Origin of the sequence: Streptomyces sp. NPDC088147 (assembly GCF_044741565.1) — a bacterium.
Classification (GTDB): Bacteria; Actinomycetota; Actinomycetes; order Streptomycetales; family Streptomycetaceae; genus Streptomyces.
In genome coordinates, this window is the sequence record NZ_JBIUSY010000002.1 from 1,140,875 (window position 1) to 1,165,869 (window position 24,995).

Annotated in this window: 25 protein-coding genes; 17 read left to right on the forward strand and 8 right to left on the reverse strand. The window is 71.0% G+C overall.

The features are described from left to right. Positions 1-22: 22 nt before the first annotated feature. On the reverse strand, positions 23-745 hold the full coding sequence (locus ACIOGX_RS10235; RefSeq protein WP_401912066.1) for an ABC transporter permease: 723 nt from the start codon (positions 743-745) through the stop codon (positions 23-25). 122 nt (positions 746-867) lie between these two features. Beyond that, positions 868-1,851: an ABC transporter ATP-binding protein gene (locus ACIOGX_RS10240; protein WP_401911834.1), complete on the reverse strand. Its 984-nt coding sequence runs from the start codon at positions 1,849-1,851 to the stop codon at positions 868-870. A gap of 231 nt (positions 1,852-2,082) precedes the next feature. Between ACIOGX_RS10240 and ACIOGX_RS10245 the strand changes: the two genes are divergently transcribed. The 8 genes from ACIOGX_RS10245 to ACIOGX_RS10280 all read left to right on the forward strand — a co-directional run bounded on the left by ACIOGX_RS10245 (position 2,083) and on the right by ACIOGX_RS10280 (position 8,715). Continuing rightward, positions 2,083-2,826, forward strand: a complete 744-nt coding sequence (locus ACIOGX_RS10245; protein WP_401763363.1) for a helix-turn-helix transcriptional regulator — start codon at positions 2,083-2,085, stop codon at positions 2,824-2,826. Continuing rightward, entirely contained in the window at positions 2,823-4,244 is a 1,422-nt protein-coding gene (gene sufB / locus ACIOGX_RS10250) for a Fe-S cluster assembly protein SufB (RefSeq protein ID WP_356517186.1), read from the forward strand. The genes ACIOGX_RS10245 and sufB overlap by 4 nt, the downstream gene beginning before the upstream one ends. Positions 4,245-4,321: 77 nt before the next feature. Continuing rightward, positions 4,322-5,503 (forward strand): Fe-S cluster assembly protein SufD, encoded by a 1,182-nt coding sequence (sufD, locus tag ACIOGX_RS10255; RefSeq protein ID WP_356517188.1) that lies wholly within the window; start codon positions 4,322-4,324, stop codon positions 5,501-5,503. Continuing rightward, positions 5,503-5,820: a bifunctional 3-phenylpropionate/cinnamic acid dioxygenase ferredoxin subunit gene (locus tag ACIOGX_RS10260; RefSeq protein ID WP_129769626.1), complete on the forward strand. Its 318-nt coding sequence runs from the start codon at positions 5,503-5,505 to the stop codon at positions 5,818-5,820. The genes sufD and ACIOGX_RS10260 overlap by 1 nt, the downstream gene beginning before the upstream one ends. 7 nt (positions 5,821-5,827) lie before the next feature. After that, a complete protein-coding gene (sufC, locus tag ACIOGX_RS10265) occupies positions 5,828-6,619 on the forward strand; it encodes a Fe-S cluster assembly ATPase SufC (protein WP_356517190.1) in 792 nt (263 codons plus the stop codon). After that, entirely contained in the window at positions 6,616-7,890 is a 1,275-nt protein-coding gene (locus tag ACIOGX_RS10270) for a cysteine desulfurase (RefSeq protein WP_356517192.1), read from the forward strand. The genes sufC and ACIOGX_RS10270 overlap by 4 nt, the downstream gene beginning before the upstream one ends. Positions 7,891-7,915: 25 nt before the next feature. Continuing rightward, positions 7,916-8,380 (forward strand): Fe-S cluster assembly sulfur transfer protein SufU, encoded by a 465-nt coding sequence (gene sufU, locus ACIOGX_RS10275; protein WP_356517193.1) that lies wholly within the window; start codon positions 7,916-7,918, stop codon positions 8,378-8,380. Continuing rightward, the gene (locus tag ACIOGX_RS10280) at positions 8,377-8,715 is read left to right on the forward strand and encodes a metal-sulfur cluster assembly factor (RefSeq protein WP_129769630.1); all 339 of its coding nucleotides are present in this window, start codon (positions 8,377-8,379) and stop codon (positions 8,713-8,715) included. The genes sufU and ACIOGX_RS10280 overlap by 4 nt, the downstream gene beginning before the upstream one ends. 74 nt (positions 8,716-8,789) lie before the next feature. On the opposite strand, the gene ACIOGX_RS10285 is transcribed toward ACIOGX_RS10280, so the two are convergent. After that, positions 8,790-10,016, reverse strand: a complete 1,227-nt coding sequence (locus ACIOGX_RS10285; RefSeq protein WP_401911841.1) for a hypothetical protein — start codon at positions 10,014-10,016, stop codon at positions 8,790-8,792. A gap of 78 nt (positions 10,017-10,094) precedes the next feature. Here ACIOGX_RS10285 and ACIOGX_RS10290 point away from each other — a divergent pair, with 78 nt between their 5' ends. From ACIOGX_RS10290 to dapD, 3 genes are all read left to right on the forward strand, one after another. Further along, positions 10,095-10,415, forward strand: a complete 321-nt coding sequence (locus ACIOGX_RS10290; RefSeq protein WP_129769633.1) for a multidrug efflux SMR transporter — start codon at positions 10,095-10,097, stop codon at positions 10,413-10,415. Next, complete coding sequence (locus tag ACIOGX_RS10295) at positions 10,415-10,960, forward strand: TetR family transcriptional regulator (RefSeq protein WP_356517197.1); 546 nt, start codon at positions 10,415-10,417, stop codon at positions 10,958-10,960. Before ACIOGX_RS10290 ends, ACIOGX_RS10295 begins: the two co-directional genes overlap by 1 nt. 170 nt (positions 10,961-11,130) lie before the next feature. Next, the gene (gene dapD / locus ACIOGX_RS10300; protein ID WP_401911845.1) at positions 11,131-12,129 is read left to right on the forward strand and encodes a 2,3,4,5-tetrahydropyridine-2,6-dicarboxylate N-succinyltransferase; all 999 of its coding nucleotides are present in this window, start codon (positions 11,131-11,133) and stop codon (positions 12,127-12,129) included. A 50-nt stretch (positions 12,130-12,179) separates the two neighbouring features. On the opposite strand, the gene dapA is transcribed toward dapD, so the two are convergent. Further along, positions 12,180-13,094 (reverse strand): 4-hydroxy-tetrahydrodipicolinate synthase, encoded by a 915-nt coding sequence (dapA, locus tag ACIOGX_RS10305; protein ID WP_401911848.1) that lies wholly within the window; start codon positions 13,092-13,094, stop codon positions 12,180-12,182. 167 nt (positions 13,095-13,261) lie between these two features. Between dapA and ACIOGX_RS10310 the strand changes: the two genes are divergently transcribed. From ACIOGX_RS10310 to ACIOGX_RS10320, 3 genes are all read left to right on the forward strand, one after another. Further along, positions 13,262-13,855, forward strand: coding sequence for a DUF4232 domain-containing protein (locus tag ACIOGX_RS10310; protein ID WP_401911850.1), 594 nt, complete (start codon positions 13,262-13,264; stop codon positions 13,853-13,855). Between the two features lie 272 nt (positions 13,856-14,127). Next, the gene (locus tag ACIOGX_RS10315) at positions 14,128-14,754 is read left to right on the forward strand and encodes an SMI1/KNR4 family protein (protein WP_356517205.1); all 627 of its coding nucleotides are present in this window, start codon (positions 14,128-14,130) and stop codon (positions 14,752-14,754) included. A gap of 102 nt (positions 14,755-14,856) precedes the next feature. After that, positions 14,857-15,561: an antibiotic biosynthesis monooxygenase gene (locus ACIOGX_RS10320; protein WP_401763383.1), complete on the forward strand. Its 705-nt coding sequence runs from the start codon at positions 14,857-14,859 to the stop codon at positions 15,559-15,561. Positions 15,562-15,654: 93 nt separating this feature from the next. On the opposite strand, the gene ACIOGX_RS10325 is transcribed toward ACIOGX_RS10320, so the two are convergent. After that, positions 15,655-17,493 carry an endonuclease/exonuclease/phosphatase family protein gene (locus ACIOGX_RS10325; RefSeq protein ID WP_401911854.1) on the reverse strand — a complete coding sequence of 613 codons (1,839 nt, stop codon included), beginning with the start codon at positions 17,491-17,493 and terminating at the stop codon, positions 15,655-15,657. A 184-nt stretch (positions 17,494-17,677) separates the two neighbouring features. Between ACIOGX_RS10325 and ACIOGX_RS10330 the strand changes: the two genes are divergently transcribed. Further along, the gene (locus ACIOGX_RS10330; RefSeq protein ID WP_383971135.1) at positions 17,678-19,156 is read left to right on the forward strand and encodes a hypothetical protein; all 1,479 of its coding nucleotides are present in this window, start codon (positions 17,678-17,680) and stop codon (positions 19,154-19,156) included. Between the two features lie 871 nt (positions 19,157-20,027). Here the strand turns inward: ACIOGX_RS10330 and ACIOGX_RS10335 are convergent. Continuing rightward, on the reverse strand, positions 20,028-20,792 hold the full coding sequence (locus ACIOGX_RS10335) for an SDR family oxidoreductase (protein ID WP_356517213.1): 765 nt from the start codon (positions 20,790-20,792) through the stop codon (positions 20,028-20,030). A 107-nt stretch (positions 20,793-20,899) separates the two neighbouring features. Between ACIOGX_RS10335 and ACIOGX_RS10340 the strand changes: the two genes are divergently transcribed. Both ACIOGX_RS10340 and ACIOGX_RS10345 read left to right on the forward strand, forming a co-directional pair. After that, positions 20,900-22,318 carry an alkaline phosphatase PhoX gene (locus ACIOGX_RS10340; RefSeq protein WP_384766321.1) on the forward strand — a complete coding sequence of 473 codons (1,419 nt, stop codon included), beginning with the start codon at positions 20,900-20,902 and terminating at the stop codon, positions 22,316-22,318. Between the two features lie 84 nt (positions 22,319-22,402). Next, positions 22,403-22,630, forward strand: coding sequence for a hypothetical protein (locus ACIOGX_RS10345; RefSeq protein WP_129769642.1), 228 nt, complete (start codon positions 22,403-22,405; stop codon positions 22,628-22,630). 117 nt (positions 22,631-22,747) lie between these two features. Here the strand turns inward: ACIOGX_RS10345 and ACIOGX_RS10350 are convergent, their stop codons facing one another. Beyond that, positions 22,748-23,956 carry a TerD family protein gene (locus ACIOGX_RS10350; RefSeq protein WP_401912069.1) on the reverse strand — a complete coding sequence of 403 codons (1,209 nt, stop codon included), beginning with the start codon at positions 23,954-23,956 and terminating at the stop codon, positions 22,748-22,750. Between the two features lie 91 nt (positions 23,957-24,047). Beyond that, the gene (locus ACIOGX_RS10355) at positions 24,048-24,857 is read right to left on the reverse strand and encodes an NAD(P)-dependent oxidoreductase (RefSeq protein WP_356517218.1); all 810 of its coding nucleotides are present in this window, start codon (positions 24,855-24,857) and stop codon (positions 24,048-24,050) included. Positions 24,858-24,995 lie beyond the last annotated feature (138 nt).

Here is a 24,995-nt window from a genome sequence, read left to right on the forward strand (position 1 = left end):
CCGCCGGACCCCGCTCGCGGGGCTACTCCCAGCGGAAGAACGCGCCCGCCGCACCGAGACCGAGCGCGGACCAGACCGCGAGAATCCCGAGATCGCCCCACGGCAGCGCGGCGCCGTGCTGGAGCACCTCGCGCAGCCCGTCGGAGAGCGCCGATATCGGCAGCAGTCCGAGCACCGAGCGCGCCGCGTCCGGGAACTCGTCCAGCGGCACGATCACCCCGCCGCCCACCAGGAGCAGCAGAAAGACCAGGTTCGCGGCGGCCAGCGTCGCCTCGGCCCTGAGCGTGCCGGCCATCAGGAGCCCGAGCCCGGAGAAGGCGGCCGTGCCCAGTACGAGCAGCGGCAGAACGGCGAGCGGGCTGCCCTCGGGGGACCAGCCGAGGGCGAACGCGATCACCGTCAGCAGCACGATCTGGAGCACTTCCGTGACCAGCACGGAGAGCGTCTTGGCGGTCATCAGGGCCCAGCGCGGCAGCGGCGACACCGCGAGCCGCTTGAGCACCCCGTACCGCCGCTCGAAACCGGTGGCGATGGCCTGGCCGGTGAACGCCGTGGACATCACGGCCAGCGCGAGGACGCCGGGGGCAAGGAAGTCCACCGCCCTGTCCGCGCCGGTGTCGATGATGTCGACCGTGGAGAAGAGCACCAGCAGCAGCGACGGGATGATCACGGTCAGCAGCAGCTGCTCGCCGTTGCGCAGCAGCAGCTTCGTCTCGAACGCCGTCTGCGCCGCGACCATGCGCATGAGCGGCGCCGCGCCGGGCGCCGGGGCGTAGGTGCCGGTGCCCGTGCCGCGTGTGCCCGCGTCGCGTGCGCCTGTGCCACGCGTGTCCGCGCCGCTCGTGCCGGTGCCGCTCGCGCTGGCGGTCATGAACGCAGCTCCTTGCCGGTCAGTTCGAGGAAGACGTCCTCCAGCGTGTGCCGCTCCACGGAGATCCCGTCCGCCATCACGCCGTGCTGCGCGCACCAGGAGGCCACCGTCGCGAGCAGCTGTGGATCGACCCCGCCGTTGATCCGGTACACCCCCGAGGACAGCTCGTCGGCGGTGGTGCCATCCGGCAGCGCCTTCAGCAGGGAGCCGAGGTCGAGCCCGGGGCGCCCGGTGAAGCGCAGGGTGTTCTCCGCGCCGCCCCGGCACAGCTCCTCGGGGCTGCCCTGGGCGATGACCCGGCCCGCGTCGATGATCACCACATCGTCGGCCAGTTCCTCGGCCTCGTCCATGAAGTGCGTGGTCAGCACCACGCCCACGCCGTCGGAGCGCAGCTCGCGCACGAGATCCCAGGTGGAGCGGCGGGCCTGCGGGTCGAGGCCGGCGGTCGGCTCGTCCAGGAAGACCAGCTCGGGGCGGCCGACGACGGCCAGGGCCAGCGCGAGCCGCTGCTGCTGGCCGCCGGAGAGGCGGCGGTAGGTGGTACGTCCGCAACTGCCGAGGCCGAGCCGCTCGATCAGCGCGTCCACATCGAGCGGGCGGGCGTGCAGCCGGGCCATGTGGCGGAGCATCTCGTCGGCGCGCGCCCCGGAGTACACGCCGCCGGACTGGAGCATCACGCCGATGCGCGGGAGCAGCCGGGCGGCGTCGGCGACGGGGTCGAGCCCCAGGACGCGCACGGATCCGGCGTCCGGCCGGCGGTATCCCTCGCAGATCTCGACCGTGGTGGTCTTGCCGGCTCCGTTGGGGCCGAGGACGGCGGTGACCGTACCGGCACCGACCGTGAGATCGAGTCCGTTCACCGCGGTCCTGGCCCCGTACCGCTTGACCAGGCCCCGTACCTCGACGACCGGCTCTCGGGAGGTCCGGCCCGCGGCGGAGCCGCTTTCGGGCAGACGGGCACCCGGGAAGTCGCTGTACATGCCGGGAAGTCTAGGCAGGCGGAGGGGGCCACAATCCCGCGGGGGTGAAACGGCGATCGCACGCCATTCGGAGGCCCGGCCTCCGGCTGCGCACGACCGCCGGCAGTGGCTCAAAGCGCCCGGGGGCGAACCGAGCCCTTGGAGATTAGGTAACCCTAAGTGATGAAGCGCACCGGAAGCTGTCTTCCACCTCGGTTGTCAGGGCCGGAGGAATTACGCAACAATGGCGTTGTGAAATACGTTGGCGAGGCTTCCCAGGAGGAACTCGCGACCGGCGAGCACTCCACTCGCAACCGGGTCGCGCGGTCCATCCTGGACCATGGCCCGTCCACCGTCTCCGATCTGGCGGGACGCCTCGGGCTCACACAGGCGGCTGTCCGCCGTCATCTGGACGCACTGGCGGCCGATTCCGTGGTGGAGCCCCGTGACCAGCGGATCTACGGTTCACGAGGGCGCGGCAGGCCCGCCAAGGTGTTCGCCCTGACCGACTGCGGCCGGGATGCCTTCGACCAGTCCTACGACCAGCTCGCCGCGGACGCCCTGCGCTGGATCGCGGCCGCCGCCGGCGGCGGCGAGCGGGGTGAGGCGGCCGTCGCCGCCTTCGCCCGTGCCCGTATCGCCGGCCAGTCCGAGGACTACCGGGAGGCGGTCGAGGCCGCCGAGCCGGAGAAGCGGACGGAGGCACTCGCCAAGGCGCTGAGTGCCGACGGGTACGCTGCTACGGCGCGTAGCGCGCCGAACCGACAGGGCGAGCAGCTCTGCCAGCACCACTGCCCGGTCGCGCACGTCGCCGAGCAGTTCCCCCAGCTGTGCGAGGCGGAGACGGAATTCTTCTCCCAGCTGCTCGGAACCCATGTGCAGCGGCTGGCCACCATCGCCCATGGCGACGGGGTCTGCACGACCTTCATTCCCCGCGCCACCCCACAGACCACCCATCACGCTTCTGAAAGCACAGCCGGGAGGAACCCCGCATGACGCTCCCCACGGAGACTGCCCACCCTGAGCTCGAGGGTCTGGGTACGTACGAATTCGGCTGGGCCGACTCCGACGCGGCCGGCTCCGCTGCCAAGCGCGGTCTCTCGGAGGCTGTCGTCCGCGACATCTCGGAGAAGAAGAACGAGCCGGAGTGGATGCTCAAGCTGCGGCTCAAGGGTCTGCGCCTGTTCGACAAGAAGCCCATGCCGAACTGGGGCTCCGACCTGTCGGGCATCGACTTCGACAACATCAAGTACTTCGTGCGGTCCACCGAGAAGCAGGCGGCTTCCTGGGAGGAGCTGCCGGAGGACATCAAGAACACGTACGACAAGCTCGGCATCCCGGAGGCGGAGAAGCAGCGCCTCGTCGCCGGTGTCGCCGCCCAGTACGAGTCCGAGGTCGTCTACCACCAGATCCGTGAGGACCTGGAGGAGCAGGGCGTCATCTTCCTGGACACGGACACCGCGCTGAAGGAGCACCCGGAGCTGTTCCAGGAGTACTTCGGCACGGTCATCCCGGTCGGCGACAACAAGTTCGCCTCGCTGAACTCGGCCGTGTGGTCCGGCGGATCGTTCATCTACGTGCCGAAGGGCGTGCACGTCGACATCCCGCTCCAGGCCTACTTCCGTATCAACACGGAGAACATGGGCCAGTTCGAGCGGACGCTGATCATCGTCGACGAGGACGCCTACGTCCACTACGTCGAGGGCTGCACCGCCCCGATCTACTCCTCGGACTCGCTGCACAGCGCCGTGGTCGAGATCATCGTCAAGAAGGGCGGCCGCTGCCGCTACACGACGATCCAGAACTGGTCGAACAACGTCTACAACCTGGTCACCAAGCGGGCCGTGGCCTACGAGGGCGCGACCATGGAGTGGGTCGACGGCAACATCGGCTCCAAGGTCACCATGAAGTACCCGGCCGTCTACCTGATGGGCGAGCACGCCAAGGGCGAGACCCTGTCCATCGCCTTCGCGGGCGAGGGCCAGCACCAGGACGCCGGCGCCAAGATGGTCCACATGGCCCCGCACACCTCGTCGAACATCGTCTCCAAGTCGGTGGCGCGCGGTGGCGGCCGTACCTCGTACCGCGGTCTGATCGAGATCGGCGAGGGCGCCGAGGGCTCCAAGTCCAATGTGCTCTGTGACGCGCTGCTGGTGGACACCATCTCGCGGTCCGACACGTACCCGTACGTGGACGTCCGCGAGGACGACGTGTCCATGGGCCACGAGGCGACCGTCTCCAAGGTCTCCGAGGACCAGCTCTTCTATCTGATGAGCCGCGGTCTCTCCGAGTTCGAGGCCATGGCCATGATCGTCCGCGGCTTCGTGGAGCCGATCGCCAAGGAGCTGCCCATGGAGTACGCGCTGGAGCTCAACCGGCTGATCGAGCTGCAGATGGAGGGGTCCGTCGGCTGACCGCCGCGCGGCCCTCGCCCGACCAGCAGCGCCCGTAATCCCTTACGCAGAGGCAGAGAGAGAGCACGACGACAGCCATGGCTGAGGCTCAGAACATTCCGGCGGGTTCCACGACCGCCGGTTCGATCGCGGTGGCCGCCGAGTCGACCGTCGCCACGCGCATGAGCGCGCCCCCCTCCTACGACGTGGCGGACTTCCCCGTCCCGCACGGCCGCGAGGAGGAGTGGCGGTTCACGCCGCTGGAACGGTTGCGCGGTCTGCACGACGGCAGCGCCGTCGCGCGGGACGGCGGCGTCACGGTCGAGGTGACCGCCCCCGAGGGCGTCATCGTCGAGACCGTCGGCCGTGACGACGCGCGGGTAGGCAAGGCCGGTATCCCGGTGGACCGGGTCGCCGCCCAGGCGTACTGCTCGTTCGAGAAGGCCTCGGTCGTCTCGGTGCCCAAGGAGACCGTGGTGAGCGAGCCGATCCGGATCGCCGTCCGCGGCGAGGGCGGGGTCTCGTACGGTCACCAGATCATCGAGCTGGGAGCGTTCGCCGAGGCGGTCGTGGTCATCGACCACACCGGCGACGGCGTGCTCGCCGCCAATGTCGACTACCTCATCGGGGACGGCGCCAAGCTGACCGTCGTCTCCGTGCAGGACTGGGACGACAAGGCCGTCCATGTCGCCCAGCACAACGCGCTGGTCGGCCGCGACGCCTCGTTCAAGTCGATCGTGGTCACCTTCGGCGGCGACCTCGTACGGCTCCAGCCGCGCGTGCGGTACGCGGGCACCGGCGGCGAGGCCGAGCTGTTCGGCCTCTACTTCACCGACCGCGGCCAGCACCAGGAGCACCGTCTCCTCGTCGACCACAACACCCCGCACTGCAAGTCCAACGCGGCCTACAAGGGCGCGCTCCAGGGCACGGACGCCCACGCCGTATGGATCGGTGACGTGCTCATCCGCGCCGCGGCCGAGGGCACCGACACCTATGAGATGAACCGGAACCTGGTCCTCACGGACGGCGCCCGGGTCGACTCGGTGCCGAACCTGGAGATCGAGACCGGTGAGATCGCCGGCGCGGGCCATGCCTCCGCCACCGGCCGGTTCGACGACGAGCAGCTCTTCTACCTGATGGCCCGCGGCATCCCGGAGACCGAGGCCCGCCGGCTGGTGGTCCGCGGCTTCTTCGCCGAGCTGGTCCAGAAGATCGGCCTGCCGGATGTCGAGGAACGTCTGATGGCCTCGATCGAGGCGGAGCTGGAGGCGTCAGTCTGATGGCCTACGTCCGAGTCTGTGGGCTGGGCGAGCTGGAGGAGGACACCCCGAAGAGGGTGGAACTCGACGGCACGCCCGTCTCCCTCGTCCGTACCGAGGGCGAGGTGTTCGCGATCAACGACATCTGCTCGCACGCGAACGTGTCCCTCTCGGAGGGCGAGGTCGAGGACTGCATGATCGAATGCTGGCTGCACGGCTCCAGCTTCGACCTCCGTACCGGAAAGCCGTCCGGCCTGCCCGCGACGCGCCCGGTCCCCGTTTACCCCGTAAAGATCGAAGGGGACGATGTGCTCGTCTCCGTCACCCAGGAGTCCTGAGTCACCCATGGCAACGCTTGAAATCCACGACCTGCACGTCTCCGTCGAGGCGGAGAACGGCCCCCGCGAGATCCTCAAGGGCGTCGACCTGACCGTGAAGCAGGGCGAGACCCACGCCATCATGGGCCCCAACGGCTCCGGCAAGTCGACCCTCGCGTACTCCCTCGCGGGCCACCCCAAGTACACGATCACCGGTGGCACCGTGACCCTGGACGGCGAGGACGTCCTGGAGATGACCGTCGACGAGCGCGCCCGCGCCGGTCTCTTCCTCGCCATGCAGTACCCGGTCGAGGTCCCCGGCGTCTCGGTCTCCAACTTCCTGCGCACCTCCGCCACCGCCGTGCGCGGCGAGGCCCCCAAGCTGCGTACCTGGGTGAAGGAAGTCCGGGAGACCATGGAGCGTCTCCAGATGGACCCCTCCTTCGCCGAGCGCAACCTGAACGAGGGCTTCTCCGGCGGCGAGAAGAAGCGGCACGAGATCCTTCAGCTCGAACTGCTCAAGCCCAAGATCGCGATCCTCGACGAGACCGACTCCGGCCTCGACGTCGACGCGCTGCGTGTCGTCTCCGAGGGCGTCAACCGCGTCCGCGAGAGCGGCGAGGTCGGCACCCTGCTGATCACGCACTACACGCGGATTCTCCGCTACATCAAGCCCGACTTCGTGCATGTCTTCGCGCAGGGCCGGATCGCCGAGTCCGGTGGTGCGGAGCTGGCCGACAAGCTGGAGAACGAGGGCTACGAGGCGTATGCGAAGGGCGGCCCCGTGAGCGGAGTGAACTCAGAGGAGGATGTCGCGTGACACAGCTGCCGGGCCTTCTCACAGGATCGGATCGGCTGCTCGACGAGGCGATCCGCAAGGATTTCCCCATCCTCGACCGACTGATCCACGACGGCAAGAAGCTCGTGTACCTGGACTCCGCGGCGACCTCGCAGAAACCGCGCCAGGTACTCGACGCGCTCAGCGAGTACTACGAGCGGCACAACGCGAATGTCCACCGCGGCGTGTACACCATCGCCGAGGAGGCCACGGCGCTGTACGAGGGCGCCCGTGACAAGGTCGCCGCCTTCATCAACGCGCCGAGCCGCGACGAGGTGATCTTCACCAAGAACGCCTCCGAGTCGCTCAACCTCGTGGCGAACATGCTCGGCTGGGCGGACGAGCCCTACCGGGTGGACCACGAGACCGAGATCGTCATCACGGAGATGGAGCACCACTCCAACATCGTGCCGTGGCAGCTGCTCTCGCAGCGCACGGGCGCGAAGCTGAAGTGGTTCGGCATCACCGACGAGGGCCGGCTCGACCTGTCCAACATCGACGAGATCATCACGGAGAAGACGAAGATCGTCTCCTTCGTGCTGGTCTCCAACATCCTGGGCACGCAGAACCCGGTCGAGAAGATCATCCGGCGCGCGCAGGAGGTCGGCGCGCTGGTCTGCGTCGACGCCTCGCAGGCCGCCCCGCACCAGGTGCTCGACGTGCAGGCGCTCCAGGCGGACTTCGTCGCCTTCACCGGTCACAAGATGGCCGGCCCGACCGGGATCGGCGTCCTCTGGGGCCGCCAGGAGCTGCTGGAGGACCTGCCGCCGTTCCTGGGCGGCGGCGAGATGATCGAGACCGTGTCGATGCACTCGTCGACGTACGCCCCGGCGCCGCACAAGTTCGAGGCGGGTACGCCCCCGATCGCCCAGGCCGTCGGTCTCGGCGCGGCCGTGGACTATCTCACCGCGATCGGCATGGACAGGATCGCCGCGCACGAGCACGCCATCACCGAGTACGCGGTGAAGCGGCTGCTGGAGGTCCCGGGCCTGCGGATCATCGGCCCCGAGACGGCCGAGGACCGCGGTGCGACGATCTCGTTCACGCTCGGCGACATCCACCCCCACGATGTGGGCCAGGTCCTCGACGAGCAGGGCATCGCGGTCCGGGTCGGCCACCACTGCGCGCGGCCGGTCTGCCTGCGGTACGGAATTCCCGCGACCACGCGAGCGTCTTTCTATCTGTACTCCACTCCGGCCGAGGTCGACGCTCTGGCCGAAGGGCTAGAGCACGTCCGTAACTTCTTCGGATGAGGACCTGAGAGGGCAGGGGCAGTTCGTGAAGCTGGATTCGATGTACCAGGACGTCATCCTGGACCACTACAAGCACCCGCACGGGCGCGGTCTCCGGGACGGCGACGCCGAGGTGCACCATGTCAATCCGACGTGTGGTGACGAGATCACGTTGCGTGTCCGGTACGAGGGTTCGCTGATCGCGGATGTGTCGTACGAGGGCCAGGGCTGCTCGATCAGCCAGGCCAGCGCGTCCGTGCTGAACGACCTCCTGGTCGGCAAGGAACTGGCCGAGGCGCAGAAGATCCAGGGCACGTTCCTGGAGCTGATGCAGTCGAAGGGGCAGCTGGAACCCGACGACGCGATGGAAGAGGTGCTGGAGGACGCGATCGCGTTCGCCGGCGTCTCGAAGTACCCCGCCCGCGTGAAGTGCGCGCTGCTGAGCTGGATGGCGTGGAAGGACGCGACGGCCCAGGCCCTGGGCGACAGCGCGACGAAGGAGACGGCATGAGCGAGAACGAGACCCTGACGATCAAGCCGGCCTCGGAGGACGAGGTCCGGGAGGCGCTGTACGACGTCGTCGACCCCGAACTGGGCATCGACGTCGTCAACCTCGGCCTGATCTACGGCATCCACATCGACGATTCCAATATCGCCACCCTCGACATGACCCTGACGTCGGCGGCGTGTCCGCTGACCGATGTGATCGAGGACCAGGCGAAGGCGGCGACGGACGGCATCGTCAACGAACTCAAGATCAACTGGGTCTGGATGCCGCCGTGGGGCCCGGACAAGATCACCGACGACGGTCGCGAGCAGCTGCGCGCCCTGGGCTTCAACGTCTGAGCGTCGGACCGCGCGAGAGGGCCCCTTGATCCGGCCGGATCAAGGGGCCCTTCTGCCGCCTCGGACCGGCTCGTTCAGCCGTGGGCCCGGGTTGCGGCGGCTTCGGCCAGGGTGGGGGCCAGGTTCTCGGTGCGGATGCGCCGGTCGACGTAGAGCAGGTTCAGCACCAGCTGGGGGAAGGTCGTCGTGAGGAACTGCATGATCAGTTGGGCGACCAGGATCAGCAGCAGGAAGCCGCTCACGGCCACGAGGATCTGTCCGACCGTCGGGTCACCGTCGAGGACGGAGGGGGTCAGCAGATTGCCGAAGGCGGTCAGCGCGTTGATCAGCTGCTGGACGACGAAGCCCGCGACGGACGCCATGGCGAAGGCCAGCAGAGAGATGCCGCAGATCCGCCACCAGGCGCCGCGCACCAGGCCGGCCGAGCGGCGCAGGGACGCCAGCGGCCCGCGGGATTCGATGACGGCGATCGCCGGGGCCAGGCTGAGACGGACCCAGAGCCAGACCGCCGGCGGCGTGATCGCCAGGGCGCCGAGGAAGCCCAGCGGGATCAGCCAGAACAGAGTGGCGGGCGAGCCGTCCATGGAGAGGTAGGTGATCAGCGTGGCGGTGAAGCCCAGGATGAGCAGGGCCACCGGCAGGACGGCGATCAGCCCGCTGAGGACGACGGCGCCGAGAACCGCCGGGAACCGGGAGAGTGCCCGGCGCCAGACCGCGCCGAAGGTGGTGGGGCGGCCCAGGACGGCGCTCTGTACGACCGAGGGGCAGGCGGCCTGGACGAGCGCGTTGGCGGCCAGCAGCATCCCCAGGCCGAAGAGCCAGACGCAGCCGAACGCGATCAGCAGCGGCCGGACCTCGGCCCAGGACGGATCCACGCCGTGGGGGGTGTCGACGACCGCGCGCAGCTGGTCGCCGACCATGGCGTAGGCGACGGCCAGCGCGATCGCCACGGCCGCCATGGCCATGCCGTACACCGCGGCGGCCACCCCCAGCAACTGCTTCCAGTACGTGCCCATGGTGGCGAACGCGCCGCCGAGTATGTCGCCGAGGCCGAGCGGGGCGAGGGGTATCACCCCGGGCTTGGGCGGCGACGGCGGAGGCGCCCAGCCGCCCCAGCCGTAGGGCCCGCTTCCGTACGGCCCGTTCCCGTACGGCCCACCAGGACCGCTTCCGTACGGCCCGCCGGGCCCGTTCCCGTACGGCCCGCCGGGACCACTTCCGTGCCCGCCACCGCCGCCCCACCCCGTCGTGCCCTGTGCCACCGCGCTGCTCCGCTCCCGCTGCTCCGATCCGGATGACACACCGTAACCGTTGGGTCCGACAGGAGGGCCGACCGGAGGTGTGTACGGCCGTACGCATCGATGTGTACTCTCGTACGCATGGGATACGGACTGCTGGCCGCGGCGATCGCGGCGGAGGTGGCCGCGACGTCGGCCATGAAGTACAGCGAGGGCTTCACCCGGCTGTGGCCCTCACTGGTGACCGTGGTGGGCTATGTCATCGCCTTCGCCCTGCTCGCGCAGACCCTCAAGACCATCTCCATCGGCACCGCCTACGCGATCTGGGCCGGTGTCGGCACGGCCGCCATCGCCGCCATCGGGATGGTCTTCATGAACGAGTCGCCGGCGCCGGCGAAACTGCTGGGCATCGCCCTCGTGATCGCGGGCGTCGTCGTGCTCAACCTCGGAGGAGCCCACTGATGACCCGCCGTTACGACCCCGACCGGCGCCAGCGGATCATCGACGCCGCGATCCGGGTGGTCGGGCGCGGCGGTATCGCCGGACTGAGCCACCGCACCGTCGCCGCCGAGGCCGATGTGCCCCTCGGCTCCACCACGTACCACTTCGCCTCGCTCGACGAACTGCTGATCGCCGCGCTGCGGCAGACGAACGACAGCTTCGCGGCGGCCGTGCGGGAGAGCGGATCCCTCGCGGACCCGCGGTGCGACCTCGCCGGTGAGCTGGCCCGGATCACCGGGGAGTGGCTCGCCGGGGACCGTACCGGCGTGGAGCTGGAGTACGAGCTGTATCTCGCGGCGCTGCGGCGGCCCGCGCTGCGCCCGGTCGCGGGGGAGTGGTGCGCCGCGCTCGGGGACGAGGTGGCCCGACGCACCGATCCCCTCACCGCGCGGGCCGTGGTCGCGCTGCTGGACGGGATCTGCCTCCAAGTGCTGCTCACGGACGCGGTGTACGACGGCGAGCACACCCGCGCGATGCTGACGCGGCTGATCCCGTCGGCGGGCTGACCCCGCGTGGGCCTGAAGGGTCCCGTCCGTCCCGTCCGTCCCGTCCGTCCCGTCCGTCCGGTCCGTTCCTTCTTCTCCGTTCCCCCTTCCGGGCCGAAGATCGCGTGCCGCTGCGCCCGTCACCTGAGACCGGTTCGCCCGCGCCCCGCCGGGACCGTTAAGTTCGGGGCATGACCGACACGTCTTCCCTCAGTTCCTCCCGCACCACCGGCGCCGTCGCCGCCGGCCTCGCCACCCTCGCCGGGGACGGCACCGTCCTCGACACCTGGTTCCCCGCCCCCGCGCTCTCCGCCGAGCCCGGCCCGGCCGGCACCGAGCGGCTGACCGCCGAGCGCGCCGTGGAACTGCTCGGAGAGGGCGCGGCCAAAGCCATCGGTCCCGACGCCCGCCGCGGGGTCGAGGTCGTCGCTGTCCGTACGGTCATCACCTCGCTCGACGACAAGCCGCTGGACACGCACGACGTGTATCTGCGACTGCATCTGCTCAGCCACCGGCTCGTCCAGCCGCACGGCCAGAGCCTGGACGGCATCTTCGGCCTGCTCGCGAATGTCGCCTGGACCTCGCTCGGCCCGGTCGCCGTCGACGCGCTGGAGACGGCACGGCTCAACGCCCGCGCCGAGGGGCTGCACCTCCAGGTGACCTCCGTCGACAAGTTCCCGCGGATGACCGACTACGTCGCCCCCAAGGGGGTCAGGATCGCCGACGCGGACCGCGTACGGCTCGGCGCGCACCTCGCCGAGGGCACCACCGTGATGCACGAGGGCTTCGTCAACTTCAACGCGGGCACCCTCGGCACCTCCATGGTCGAGGGCCGGATCTCGGCGGGCGTCGTCATCGGCGACGGCTCGGACATCGGCGGCGGCGCCTCCACCATGGGCACGCTGTCCGGCGGCGGCAAGGAGCGCATCGTCATCGGCGAACGCTGCCTGATCGGCGCCGAGGCGGGCATCGGGATCGCGCTCGGCGACGAGTGCGTCGTCGAGGCGGGCCTCTATGTCACGGCCGGTACGCGCGTCACGCTGCCCGACGGCCAGATCGTCAAGGCCCGTGAGCTGTCCGGCGCGAGCAATATCCTCTTCCGCCGCAACTCGGTGACCGGCGCGGTCGAGGCCCGTCCGAACAACGCGGTCTGGGACGGTCTCAACGAGGTGCTCCACAGCCATAACTGATCAGCCATAACTGATCAGCCACAACCGGTCCCGGCCGATCACGGCGGGTATCAACGGAGCATGGCCGGGGCGGCGGTGGATCCGACGAGTTCCCCGTACGCCTCCAGCAGCCCGTCGGCCGTCTCCCGGCCGGCGGGCCGCAGCGGTTCGCGCACCGGTCCTCCGGGCCGGCCGAGCGCGCCCAGCAGCGCCTTCGCGGTGACCGTGCCGGGGAGCCCCGAGGCCATCATCAACTCGGCCAGGGGAAGCGTGAGTTGGTTGAACCGTACGGATTCGGTGACCGCGCCCGCGTCGTACGCGTCGAGCGCGGCGCGCAGCGGGCGGGGCGCGGCGTTGGCGACCGTACTGACGAATCCGGCGCCGCCGACCGCGTAGAGCGGCAGATTCAGCTCCTCGCACCCGGAGTAGTACGCGAGCGAGGTGCGGGCGATCACGTGCGAGCTGCCGAGCAGGTCGTACGCGCAGTCCTTCACGGCGACGACGCGCGGGTGCGCGGCGAGGCGGAGCATGGTCGCGGGCTCGACGCGGGTGCCGGTGCGGCCCGGGATGTCGTACAGCATCAGCGGGATGCCCGACGCGTCGGCGATCCGCAGGAAGTGCGCCTCCACGTCTGCCTGCGGCGGGCGGCTGTAGTACGGGGAGACCACCAACAGGCCGTCGGCCCCGGCCTGTTCGGCCGCCCGCGCGAGGGCCAGGGTGTGCCGGGTGTCCGCGCTGCCGACGCCCGCGACGACGGCGGCCCGGCCGCCCACCTCGTCGCACACCGCGCGGACGAGAGCGGTCTTCTCGGCGTCCGTGGTGGTGGGCGACTCCCCGGTGGTGCCGTTGAGGACCAGCCCGTCGCACCCCTCGTCCACGAGCCGGGCGGCGAGTTCGCGGGCGCCGGGCAGATCCAGCCCGCCGTCCGCGGTGAACGGCGTGACCATCGCGCAGAGGGCGCGGCCGAAGGGGCGAGGAGTGCTCATGGTGGCAGTGTCCGCCGAGCGACTGTGAAGGTCCACTTAGATCTGCTTCGGGTGAGGGTGAAGCGATGCTAAAGGCGGTGGTCCCGGCCGTCTGGCATGATCGGCGAGTGCCGCGCAGGGGGCGGGGGACGGGTGCCCCGCAGGGGGCGGGCGGGGGAGTGGATCGCATGGCACGGATATGCCGAACGGCCGCGATGGCGGCGGGCTCGCTGGTCCTGATCGCGGGGGCGACCGGATGCTCCGACATCAGGAACGAGTTCGACGCGGCGCGGGACACGTTCCAGGGGTCCGGGAGCCCCGAGCCCTGGGAGGCCACCGGCCCCGGCCGCTGCCTCGCCTCGGGGGTGGCGATCAGCCACGACATCGTGAACGCCGCCATGGGGATCCGGGCCGTGTCGATCGGGCTGCGGAACTGCGGGACGAAGCCCTACCGCGTCAACGGCTACCCGGAGATCGGTGTCCTGGACGAGGACCGCGAGCCGGTCGGCCTGAAACTGATCCAGGAGAACGGGAGCACCGGCGCGGCCGATGACCAGGGACCGAGGGAACTGACCCTGGCGCCGGGGGAGTCCGCGCGGTCGGGGTTGCGGTGGAACAACCGGATCACCGAGTCCGGGGCCCACTCGACCGGCTCCTACGTGGTCGTCGCGGCGGCGCCGGGCGAGGAACGCGACACGCTCCCGCTGCCCGTGGACATCGGGTCCGACGGCGAACTGCACGTCACCGCGTGGACGGTCGAGGAGACCCCGGAACCGTCCTGAACAGGCGGGCCGGAGCCCGTGCACCCGCATCCGATATCGGCACCGAAGAGTGATCGCTGGGCCGTTCGGAATGGGGCAGGATGCGTACCATGACGCGTACGCTCCGCTCCTCACCGCTCCTGGTGTTATCGCCCCCCACGCTCGCGACAGCCGTACGCGGATCCGAGGGCGGCCGTGCCTCCGACTACCGCGTGCCGCAAGGCGCTTCGGGGTAGCAGAGGCCGGACTGTCAGTGGGTGCTGGTGCAACGGAGACATGGAGGGCATGGAGAGATGGACACCGAAAACGCCGATCGGGGCGATGCCGACCAGGGTGCGACAGGCCGGGGCGACGCCGTGGAGGGCGCGGCCGACGAGGGTGAACTCGCCGCATTGCGCGCGGCCTTCCCGTCGGAGGGCTGCCTGCCGCCTCTGGGCTGGGACGGGGTGCGCGCCTTCGAGCGCGAGCACGGAATCGTCCTGCCCGAGCCGTACCGCACGCTGGTCGCGGAGATCTGCGACGGTTGCAGCGACGGGCCCGCCGATGTCGACGGGCTGATACCCCTGGCGGCGCTGCCCGCCGACTGGGGATGCGACCAGACACAGCGGGATCTCGCGAAGCCCTTCCCGCTCACCGAGGCATGGGTGTGGGAGGACGACCCGCGGCCGTACGAGGAGATAGAACCGCTCATCGACGAGGTCTCCAACTACGGGAGCGTGGTGCTGGGGACGGACGGCTGCGGGATGTACTGGCATCTCGTCGTCAGCGGTGCGCACCGGGGGCGGATCTGGACCATCAGCGATGTGGGCGCGGCGCCGTTCGGAGCGGCTCTCGGGCACACCACCGCGGAAGACGGCTTCGCGGGCTGGGTGGCGCACTGGGCCACCACGCGCCGGCCGTGGTTCGACGTCGTGGTCTGACGGGACGACGGTGGCTGCGGCCCGTTGACCTCAACCGCACTTCATATTTGAACATGGTGGTCGGAGGCGCACCGCGGGGGTGCGCCACGAGGAGGTTCCACCATGTCCGTGCGCCTCGGCACCGTTCCCGAGATCACCCGCCCCGGCGTGGGGCTCGTCCTGGTCAGCACATGGCGCGTCGGCACGCCCGAGCGGCAGCGGGCCACGGTCGACGCCATCACCCGGGCCTGGCGGAGCAGGGAGTGGCCGGACGTCGGGCTGCTCTCGTACAGCGTCCTCACCGGCGACGACGGGGGCACCCTGCGCCACTACTCGCAGTGGCGCGACCAGGAGGCGTACGACGCGTTCGCCCGCACCTTCCGGGACGAGCGCAACGCCGAGATCGACGCCGCCGTGCCCGGGATCGAGCGGGTGGGGCTGCACCCGTACGAGCTGTACCGCAGCCGGACCCCGGCGGAGGGGGAGACCAGGGTGCCCGGCTGTGTCGTGCTCGTGGACGTGGAGTTCGAGGGGCCCGACACCGAACGCCGGAAGAGCTGGGTCGACACGGTCTTCGAGGCCCTCGACGGTGATCCGGACACGCACCCCGGCGGGATCTCGGCGCACTTCCATCTCGGCGCCGACGGCACACGCGTACTCAACTACGCGGAGTGGGAGAGCGCGCAGGCGCACATCGACGCGCTCAACGCCCCGGGGGACGGGGTCGGTTCGGCCACCGAGCTGTGGAAGCGGGTGCGGTCCTACCCCGGGCTGAAGCGCAGCACGGTGACGCGGTACACCCCCGCGATCAGCCTCGGCGCCGGCTGAGCGCGGCGCCGCCGCCTGCTCGGCCGTGGCGGGCGGCGCGCCGGGTGCGGTGGCCCGGCCGCGTGTGGGGTAGGGCCGGACCACCGCGGCTTATCAGGGGCGGAAACGCAGGACCTGCGGATCGTGATCGCTGTTCTGCCGGGCGAACTCCGCGTTGATGTGCACGCTGTCGTAGTCGAACGCACCGGAGGTGATCGAAGGGCTGGTCAGGATCTGGTCCAGGACCTGGGAGTTGCCCTGGTAGACATACGAGTAACGCTCCGCCGCAGGCAGGGACTTGATCGCCGGATACAGCGCGCCGCCGTCGGCCAGCGCCTTGGCCGTCGCCGAGAACTCGAAGTCGTTGATGTCACCGACGACGAGTACGTCCGCGTCCCGCTGCGCCGCGAGGATGTCCTTGACGAACGCGTTCACCGACCGGGCCTGCTGGAGCCGCTGGACCTCGGAGGAACGGTTCACCGGCTGGTGGTGCGAGGTCAGGCTCTCGTCCCCGCCCTTCGAGGCGAAGTGGTTCGCGATGACGAAGACCGTGCGGCCGCGGAAGGTGAACTCCCCGGCCAGCGGCTTGCGGCTGGTGGTCCAGGCGGCGTCGGCGGGGTCGACCCGGCCGGGAGAGAGCGTCAGCGCCGCGCGGCCGTTCGTGCGGACGACGCCCGTGGCCGTCGTCGCGTCCCCGCCGGGGCGGTCGGTGAACGAGACCCGCGCCGGGTTGTAGAGGAAGACCTGACGGATATTTCCGCCGGGCTCGCCGCCGTCCTTGTTGTTCTCCGGGTCGATGGTGCGCCAGGCGTAGGAGGGGCCGCCGGCCGCGGTGATCGCGGCCGTGAACCTCACGATGGTCTCCTCGGCGGACACTGTGCCGTCGTCCGTCGCGCCCGTGCTGTCCTGGATCTCCTCCAGCGCCAGGATGTCCGGCGAGGAGAGGTTCCGTACGACCGCGCCCGCGAGCGCGTCGAACTTCTCCCGCGGGTCGGAGGGGTCGAGGTTCTCGACGTTGTACGTGGCGACGGCCAGCTCGCTCCCGCGCTGCGGGCGGGTGGTCTCGGGCCTCAGCTTCCGGTCCGTGACCGTGCCCAGCGTGCGGGCGACGAGTGTGTAGCCGCCGAACTGGTTGTAGTCCAGGGGGCCTTCGGTGACACCGGACAGCGTGTCGCCGACGTTCGCCGCCGGGAACGGGCTCTGGGCCGCGGGCGCGAGCTGCTGGATCTGGAGCCGGCCGGTGTTCTGCGAGGTGTACGACCCGTAGACCGTGCCACCGCGGCGGTTGTCGTTCTCCCGCGGCTTGACCGTCACCCACAGCTCCGCGTACGGGTCGGTCGCGCCGACCACGCGGGAACTGCCGATACGGACGTTCATGCCCTCCAGCGACTCGTACAGGTCCAGCGCGTAGTGGCGCGGCTTCAGCCGCAGGCCGTTGACGCTGCCGCCCGCCGCCGGGTCACCCTGCGGCGCGTACGCCGAGGGCACGGACCTCTCCGAGATCACGACCGGCGCGGGCAGCGGGTTGCCGGAGGAGACGACCGTCACCGTCGGCGAGGCGATCTGGGTGACCGACTGGTTGCCCGAGGCCGCGCCGCCCGGGATGTACTCGCCGACCGTGCCGGAGACCTGCACCGCGTCGCCCACGGCGACGGTCGGCACGGAGTTGGTGAAGACGAAGACGCCCTCGCTCGTGGCGTCGTCGCGGTCGGGCCGCGGGTCCTGGATCCAGAACCCCCGGGAACCGGAGGTCCGCACTCCGGTGACGATGCCGGGAACCTCCGCCACCGGTGTCCCCACCAGCGGGGATATCCGGCCGGTCCCCTGGATGCCGTGGATCCGGATCCCGGAGGAGGCGGAGGCGGGGGCGCCCGCGCCCGCGAGCAGCCCGGAGGCCATCGCGAGGGCGACGAGGGCGGGGACAGCGGCCGTTCTCGGTACGGAAGAAGGCATGAAGGCACTCCGGAAGATGAGGGAGGGGTGTTCTACGCGCGTCAATCTCTTGGCTGCGACGGTCAGTTGTCAAGGGCCCCCGGGCGTCCGGCCGTTGTCGAGTACATGAACCGGGTGGCATACGTCCAAATGCGTCTACGCTGGGGGCCGCATCGACCGCGTACGCCACAAGGAGAACCACCAGATGCCCGGAGACCGCCCCACCCTGCCGCCGGTGCGACTGCTCTCGGAAGCGGAGCTGGCGCGGGACGCGCTCGCCGCGCCACTCCTCGCCCGCGCGGTACGCCTCGCCCGCTGGGCCGGGCCGACGACGCGCGTGGGAGCCGGCGGCGAGCTGGTCGACGAGCAGCTGCCCGCCGCGGCGGAGGTGCTCGGCCTCGGGGACGAGCTCTCCGAGGGCGACGGCGAGGCGTACGCCAGCGAGGCATGGCGGGTGGCGGTCGACACGGGCCTCGTGGAGGTCGACGACCCGGACGAGAACGCCGGGCCGGACGCCGCCGCCCCCGACACCGAGGGCCATGTCACCGCGGGCGAGCAGCTCGGAGTGCTCACCTCCGGCGGCCCGCAGGACATCCTCTCGCTCTGGCTGGACGCCCTGGACGTCGTCTTCGCCGACGCGACCGCGCCCGTGCTGGACGATCTGGCCGCGGCCATCGGCGACGACGGCGAGATCGATCTCGCCTCGCTGGACTGGGACCCGGAGCTGGAGGCGGAGTTCCTGGAGGGCGTCCTCGGCAACCTCTACCTCCTCACCCTCGTGGAAGGCGGCGGCGAGGGGCCGGTACCCCTGCCCGTCCTCGCCGCGTCGATGATCGTGCCCGACGACATGGGCGAGCCCACCGACGACATCCTGGAGCAGGTGTCCGAGGCGATGATGCGGCTGGACGACCAGTTCCGGCTGCTGGAGCCGATCGGACTCGTCTCGTACGTACCTGTCGACGAGGCGCTGATGGTGGAGGACACGGAGGACGGCCCTGACGCGTCGCTGCCCGTCGGCGAGGAGGACGTCGCCCGGTACGGCATGGTCCGGCTGACCCCGCTCGGGCTCTACGGGATCAGGTCCCGGATGCTGGAGGCGGGGGTCGACGCGCCCGCGGTGGGCGACCTCGCGGACAAGGACGCGCACGCGCTGCTGGACGGCGTCGCGCACTTCCCCGAGCTGTCCGCGCGCGCGGAGACCGAACAGTGGCTGACCCGGCGCGCGCCGGCCGACGCCGCACACGAACTCCTCGCCGCCGCACGCGGCACGGACCCGGGCGCGCCACTGCGCCGCCTGCACTGCCAGCAGGCGCTGTCCCTGGTGGGCGCGGAGGCGGAGGCCGCGGTACGGGAGGTCCTGGACGACGCCGAACTGGGCGGCCTGGCACGAGTCTGGCTGGCCGAGCTGGGCGCGGGCGACGTGCCGCCGCCGCCCGAGTCGATGATCTTCTGGCTCGCCATCGACACGATCGCCGCGCAGCTGGACGCGGAGGGGGAGCCGGACGAGCTCCAGGAGCTGGTCGAGGGCCTGGTGGGACAGCACAGCGGGTTCTTCGAGGCGGCGTGGCGGGTGGAGCATCCGGCGACGGCGGAGGTGCTGGAGGCGATGGGGAGGCTGCATCGGGACAGGGCGGTGTCGAAGGACGCGCGCAAGGCGGCGTTCAAGGCGAGGTCGCGGGGGTAGGGGGGTGCGCCTCCGGCGGGGGGTGCGGTCGTCGGGTTGCGGTCTGTGGGCTGGGCCGGGGGCCGGGGCCTCCGGAGGTACATGTCCGGACGGCATGATTTACGGCGCGACTCTGCCCTGACGATGGTTCGGGCGTCCGTGCGCCACAAATCACGCTTTAGTGTCCGGACACGCACCTCCTACGCCCCCGACCCCCTCCCCCCGGTGGGTCCCTGCAACCCGGCGACCTGGTGGGAGGTGTGGGGTCGAGTGCGGCCCGGTGGCCCCGGCCAGTCGCCATCTCGGCTGGGGTAAGTGGGCTGGTGCGGCCCGGCGGCCCCGGCCAACCGCCGTCTCGGCTGGGGTGAGTGGGGCTGGTGCGGTCCGCCAGTCACTCCCTGCCGAGGCCGGGTGGAAGTGGGCTGCTGGGGTCCGCCAATCGTTCCCTGCCGAGGCCGGGTGCGGGAGTGTGCCGCCGCCTCCCCCGCCCGCCCCGCGCACGGCCGGGCCTGTCGGTGACGGGCGGTGAAGGGGGGCGCGCAGGGGTCGTGTCCGGGACGTAGAGCGTGATTTGTGGCGCGCGGACGCCCGAACCATCGTCAGGGCAGCTGCGCGCCGTAAATCATGCAGTCCCGGGCGCGAGCCCCGGAGCGCCACCCGGCGACAACCCGCACACGACCGCCGGCCCGAGCCAAAACGCACCCGGAGCCCGGCGACAACCCGCACACGAAAACCGGCCCGAGCCGAAACGCACCCGTACCCACGGCCCGCCGCCGGCGACAACCCGCACCGCACCAACTGCCTCAGCCGGAGACGAGCGCGCACCGGACCGCGAGTCCGCACCCGGCGACGTACGCGCGCCGCCGCCGAGGCGGACCCGGACCACGCCCGCTCACCGCAGGTGCGACGCTCCGTTGAGGTCCAGGATCGTTCCCGACGACCACTCCGCCCCCGGCGACGCCAGCCACACCACCGCCCCCGCGATCTCCTCCGCCGTGCCCACCCGCCCGAACGGGCTCTGCGCGCGGATCGACTCGCCCTCCTCGCCGGTGAGGCGGGACGCCACGCGTTCCGTGGTGAAGAAGCCCGGGGCCACGGACGCGACGGCGATGCCGTGCGGGGCCAGGGAGACCGCCAGGGACTGGCCCAGGGCGTGGACCGCCGCCTTCGTCGCGCCGTAGGCCGGGTGGTCCGGTTCGCCGCGGAACGCGCCGCGGGAGCCGATGTTGATGATCCGGCCCGGCGTCGCGCGGTCGATCATGGAGCGGGCGGCGCGATGGCTGAGCAGGGCCGTGCCCAGCAGGTTGACGGACAGGTGGCGCTGCCAGGCCGCCGCCCAGTCGTCGTAGGACGTGGTGGGCAGCGGGTGGGGCTCGTTGACGGCCGCGTTGTTGACGAGGACGTCGATCCCGCCGAGCGCCTCGGCCGCCTCGTCCGCGACCCGCGCCGCGCCCGCCGGGTCGGAGATGTCGCCGCCCACCAGCGTGTGGCCGGTGCCGGCCAGCGATTCCAGGGTGTGGCGGGCGTCGGCGGAGCGGGTCGCGTAGTGGACGGCGACGTGGTCGCCCTGCGCGGCGAAGGCGCGGGAGACGGCGCGGCCGAGGCCGCGGGACGCGCCGCTGACGAGGACGCGGCGGCCGGTGGACGGCAGATTCATGGGAAAGCGGGCCTCTCGATGTCGGGCGGTGTTCAAGCGCTGTTTATCCGCGGGCGGGAGCGTCGGGAGCGTACCCCTGACCCCCCGTGCCCCTTCAGGAGACCGCGATGCCGCTGAGCCGCAGGGAATTCACCGGAAGATCCGCACTGACCGGGGCGGGGTTCGTCCTTACCGGAGCCACCGGAGCGTTCGCCACCGCGCCCGGCGCGCTGGCGGCGGAGGACGCTCCCGAGGTCGCCTCCGGGCCCGCGCCGTCGCCCGGTTACGGGCCGCTCGTCCCCGACCCGCGTGGGATGCTCGCGCTGCCGGCCGGATTCGCGTACCGGGTCATCACGCACAGCGGGGTGACCAAGCTGGAGACCGGCGAGGACACCCCGTCCAACCATGACGGCACCGCCACGTTCGAGGGGCCCCGCGGGGTGGTGCTGCTGGTCAACAACCACGAACTGGACGGTCCCAGGGGCGACTACGAGTTCCCGGTGCCGCTCACCGAGGGGCTGGTCTACGACCCCGCCGCGGCCGGGGGCTGCACGATCGTCGAGACGCACCGCGACGGCCGTACCGCGGAGTGGGTCGGTATCGCCGGCACCTCCACCAACTGCGCGGGCGGGCGCACCCCGTGGGGCACCTGGCTCACCTGTGAGGAGAACTCCGACCGGGCCGGCGAGAACGGGATGACCAAGGACCACGGATACGTCTTCGAGGTCGACCCGTACGACCGTCGTGCCAACCGGGACCCGCGGCCCATCAAGGCGTTCGGCCGCTATGACCACGAGGCCGTGGTCATCGATCCCCGTACCGGCTACGCCTATCTGACGGAGGACGCCTCCGAGCCCAACGGGCTCTTCTACCGCTGGGTCCCGCCGCACGGCTTCAAGCACGGGCGGGGGCAGCTGCGCCGGCTCGCGGATGACGCGGGGGTGCTCCAGGCGCCCCGCTGCTTCGACGCGGGCGGCCGGTTCGTGGACGACCTCTCGCGCGCCACGAAGATCGGCACCGTCTACGGCGTGGACTGGGTGGACGTGCCGGACCGGGACGGCGGGACCGTGGCCGTACGGGAGCAGTTCGACGGCGAGGACGTCACCCGCGCCCGGAAGCTGGAGGGCATGTGGTGGGCGGACGGCGGCGCGTACATCGTCTCCTCGTACGCCCGTGACGAGAGCCCCGGCGTGCCGCACGACGGACAGGTGTGGTTCTACCACCCGCGCCGCCGCACGCTGACGCTGAAGGTGCTGCTGGGCGTCAACGCCGACCCGGGGAAGGACGGCGCCTTCGACGGGCCGGACAACATCACCGTCTCGCCGTACGGCGGGCTGGTCATCGCGGAGGACGGCGAGGGCCTCCAGCATCTCTTCGGGGCGACCGAGCGCGGACGTACGTACCCCATCGCGCGCAATGACCTCAACGACAGCGAGTTCACGGGGGTCGTGTTCTCGCCGGACGGCCGCACGCTGTTCGCCAATATCCAGGAGCCGGGCATCATGCTGGCCATCACCGGCCCGTGGCGGCGCTCTCCCCGGCACTGACCGCGGCTCCGGGAGGGGTGATCCGGGCGCCCGTCGGTGGCCGGGCATGGCGCGTCGGGGCTCCTTGGGCGCATACTCAAAGTAATGACAAAGTCAGCCGGATCCCGGCGCCACCTGCCGTCCAGTCCCTTCAACCGCCAGGCCCCGGCCTCAGCCCCGCCCGAGCAGTTCGATGTGGGAGACCGTGTCTCGCATGATCAGTTCGGGTTGGGAAGGGTCATCGGAGTCGAGGGCGAACATGCCGTGCTCATCGATTTCTCGGGGCGCCAGGGGAGGATCCTGAGCCCCTTCGCCAAGCTGACCAAGCTCTGAAGCCCCGACCCCGGAGCTTGGAGGCCGTGCCCCCGGGCCGCCGCGGACCCTCAGGACCCGCGACGGTGCGGGGGCATCGTGCCACGTGCCGCCCTCCGGGGGCGGTCAGGAGCGCCGTCAGAGGATCTTCGCGGCGGGCTTGACCATGCCCCGGACCGTACGGGACTTGACGAACTCGCCCAGACCGGTCATCTCCCACTCGCCGGAGAACTGCCGGATCAGTTTCGCCATCAGCACCCCGGTCTGCGGCTCGGCGGTGGTCAGGTCGAAGCGCACCAGTTCCTCGTTCGTGGCCGCGTCGATCAGCCGGCAGTACGCCTTGGCGACCTCGGTGAACTTCTGGCCGGTGAAGGAATTGACCGTGAAGACCAGGCCGGTCGCCTCGTCGGGGATCCGGCCGAGATCGACGACGATCACCTCGTCGTCGCCCGCGCCCTCGCCCGTGAGGTTGTCGCCGGAGTGCTTGATCGCTCCGTTGAGGATGGAGAGCTTGCCGAAGTAGCAGCTGTCCAGATGGTTGCGGTTCGGGCCGTAGGCGATCACGGACGCGTCGAGGTCGATGTCCTTGCCGCGGTACGCCGGCTCCCAGCCGAGGCCCATCTTGACCTGCGTGAGCAGCGGACGGCCGCCCTTGACCAGCGACACCGTCTGGTTCTTCTGGAGGCTGACCTTGCCCTTGTCCAGGTTGATCTTGCCGCTGCCGGGCGCGGCGGCGGGGGCCGGGGGAGCGGCCGGCGGGGTGGCGGGGACCGGCGGAGCGGGGATGCGCGGATCGGCTCCCGCACGGGTACGGGCGGGCGCCGGGGCCGCGGCGGGGGCCGCGGCCGGGGCGGGCTCCTCCACGGAGACGCCGAAGTCGGTGGCGATCCCGGCCAGCCCGTTGGCGTACCCCTGGCCGACCGCGCGGACCTTCCACGCCCCGTTGCGCAGATAGATCTCCACGATCACCAGGGCGGTCTCGGTGCCGAGCCGCGGCGGTGTGAACGTCGCGAGCGCACCGCCGCTGCCCGCGTCGCGGATCGTGGCCGTGGGCTCGATGCCCTGGAAGCTCTGCCCCGCCGCGTCCGGGCTGGCCGTGACGACGATCTTCTCGATGCCGGCGGGCACGGCGCTGGTGTCGACGACGATCGCGTCGGGCGCCGTGCCCCCGCCGGAGCGGTAGCTCACGCCGGGGCCCGTCGGCTGGTTGTAGAAGATGAAGTCGTCGTCTGAGCGCACCTTGCCGTCGGCGGTGAGCAGCAGGCCCGATACGTCGAGCCGCACGGGAGCGGCGACGTCCACCGCCACATGGGCGGTGGGAAGAGGGATGTTCGAGCCGGGGGTCATAGCTGTCATGCCAGACGTAACGAACGACCCCGCTTTGCCGTTCCCTTACCTTCGGCCGATCGGGCCCTCGGACGGCCGGGTCCGGGCGGCCTCAGTGGGGCCAGCGCGGCGGGTTGGTGGCGAACGTACCGCCGAGGAAGGCGTGGTCCCGGTTGTCCGGGTCGAGTTCGCCCTGTTCCGCGACGAGCTTGTCGGCGTACTGCTCCGAGTCGTCCCGCGGCTCGTACCCCAGAGCTCGGGCGCTGGTGAGGTCCCACCACAGCCGGGTGTTGGCGGAGGAGCCGTAGACGACACTGTGGCCGACGTCCTCGGCGGTGAGGGCGGCGTGGAAGAGCCGCGCGCAGTCGCCGGGGCTCAGCCAGACGGAGAGCATGCGGACCGTGCTGGGCTCCAGGAAGCAGGAGCCGATCCGTACGGAGACGGTCTCCAGGCCGTGCAGGTCCCAGTAGAGCTGGGCCAGGTCCTCGCCGAAGCACTTGGAGAGGCCGTAGAGCGTGTCGGGGCGGCGCGGGGTGTCGACCGGGATCAGCGGGTCGTCCCCCCGCGGGCGTGGTGTGAAGCCGACCGCGTGGTTGCTGGACGCGAAGACCGTGCGTCCGACGCCCTCGGCGCGGGCCGCCTCGTACAGGTTGTACGTACCCTCGATGTTCGCGCGCAGGATCTTGTCGAAGGTGGACTCCAGCGAGATGCCCGCGAGATGGATGATCGCGTCGACGCCCCGGACGGCCTCGCGCAGCGCGTCCTTGTCCGTGAGATCGGCGGTGATGGCGGTGGGCTCGCCCTCGATGGGATTGACGTCGAAGAGCCGCAGCTCGTAGCCGTACGCGGGCAGCAGGCCCCGCATCAGGGTGCCGAGGCCGCCGGCGGCGCCGGTGAGCAGGACGGTGCGGGGTGCGGGCATGGGGGAGATCTCCTCGCGGCTCGGGCCGGGCACACGGATAGAGGGGCTCAGACCCGTGGATGGGATTCACATGCGTGGACAAACTAGGGAGTGAGGCGGAGTACCGTCAAGTCTCGTCCGGAGTGCGGGAATCCGCCC

Excerpts from the sequence above, each read along its gene's own strand:
- ACIOGX_RS10340 (WP_384766321.1), top strand. The coding sequence starts at position 20,900 with ATGCCGCTGAGCCGCAGGGAATTCACCGGAAGATCCGCACTGACCGGG.
- ACIOGX_RS10325 (WP_401911854.1), bottom strand. The coding sequence starts at position 17,493 with ATGCCTTCTTCCGTACCGAGAACGGCCGCTGTCCCCGCCCTCGTCGCC.
- sufB (WP_356517186.1), top strand. The coding sequence starts at position 2,823 with ATGACGCTCCCCACGGAGACTGCCCACCCTGAGCTCGAGGGTCTGGGT.
- ACIOGX_RS10345 (WP_129769642.1), top strand. The coding sequence starts at position 22,403 with ATGACAAAGTCAGCCGGATCCCGGCGCCACCTGCCGTCCAGTCCCTTC.
- ACIOGX_RS10260 (WP_129769626.1), top strand. The coding sequence starts at position 5,503 with ATGGCCTACGTCCGAGTCTGTGGGCTGGGCGAGCTGGAGGAGGACACC.
- sufC (WP_356517190.1), top strand. The coding sequence starts at position 5,828 with ATGGCAACGCTTGAAATCCACGACCTGCACGTCTCCGTCGAGGCGGAG.
- ACIOGX_RS10280 (WP_129769630.1), top strand. The coding sequence starts at position 8,377 with ATGAGCGAGAACGAGACCCTGACGATCAAGCCGGCCTCGGAGGACGAG.
- ACIOGX_RS10330 (WP_383971135.1), top strand. The coding sequence starts at position 17,678 with ATGCCCGGAGACCGCCCCACCCTGCCGCCGGTGCGACTGCTCTCGGAA.
- ACIOGX_RS10315 (WP_356517205.1), top strand. The coding sequence starts at position 14,128 with ATGGACACCGAAAACGCCGATCGGGGCGATGCCGACCAGGGTGCGACA.
- ACIOGX_RS10235 (WP_401912066.1), bottom strand. The coding sequence starts at position 745 with ATGCGCATGGTCGCGGCGCAGACGGCGTTCGAGACGAAGCTGCTGCTG.
- ACIOGX_RS10320 (WP_401763383.1), top strand. The coding sequence starts at position 14,857 with ATGTCCGTGCGCCTCGGCACCGTTCCCGAGATCACCCGCCCCGGCGTG.
- dapA (WP_401911848.1), bottom strand. The coding sequence starts at position 13,094 with ATGAGCACTCCTCGCCCCTTCGGCCGCGCCCTCTGCGCGATGGTCACG.
- ACIOGX_RS10335 (WP_356517213.1), bottom strand. The coding sequence starts at position 20,792 with ATGAATCTGCCGTCCACCGGCCGCCGCGTCCTCGTCAGCGGCGCGTCC.
- ACIOGX_RS10350 (WP_401912069.1), bottom strand. The coding sequence starts at position 23,956 with ATGACCCCCGGCTCGAACATCCCTCTTCCCACCGCCCATGTGGCGGTG.
- ACIOGX_RS10295 (WP_356517197.1), top strand. The coding sequence starts at position 10,415 with ATGACCCGCCGTTACGACCCCGACCGGCGCCAGCGGATCATCGACGCC.
- ACIOGX_RS10355 (WP_356517218.1), bottom strand. The coding sequence starts at position 24,857 with ATGCCCGCACCCCGCACCGTCCTGCTCACCGGCGCCGCCGGCGGCCTC.
- ACIOGX_RS10290 (WP_129769633.1), top strand. The coding sequence starts at position 10,095 with ATGGGATACGGACTGCTGGCCGCGGCGATCGCGGCGGAGGTGGCCGCG.
- dapD (WP_401911845.1), top strand. The coding sequence starts at position 11,131 with ATGACCGACACGTCTTCCCTCAGTTCCTCCCGCACCACCGGCGCCGTC.
- ACIOGX_RS10240 (WP_401911834.1), bottom strand. The coding sequence starts at position 1,851 with ATGTACAGCGACTTCCCGGGTGCCCGTCTGCCCGAAAGCGGCTCCGCC.
- ACIOGX_RS10310 (WP_401911850.1), top strand. The coding sequence starts at position 13,262 with ATGGCACGGATATGCCGAACGGCCGCGATGGCGGCGGGCTCGCTGGTC.
- sufD (WP_356517188.1), top strand. The coding sequence starts at position 4,322 with ATGGCTGAGGCTCAGAACATTCCGGCGGGTTCCACGACCGCCGGTTCG.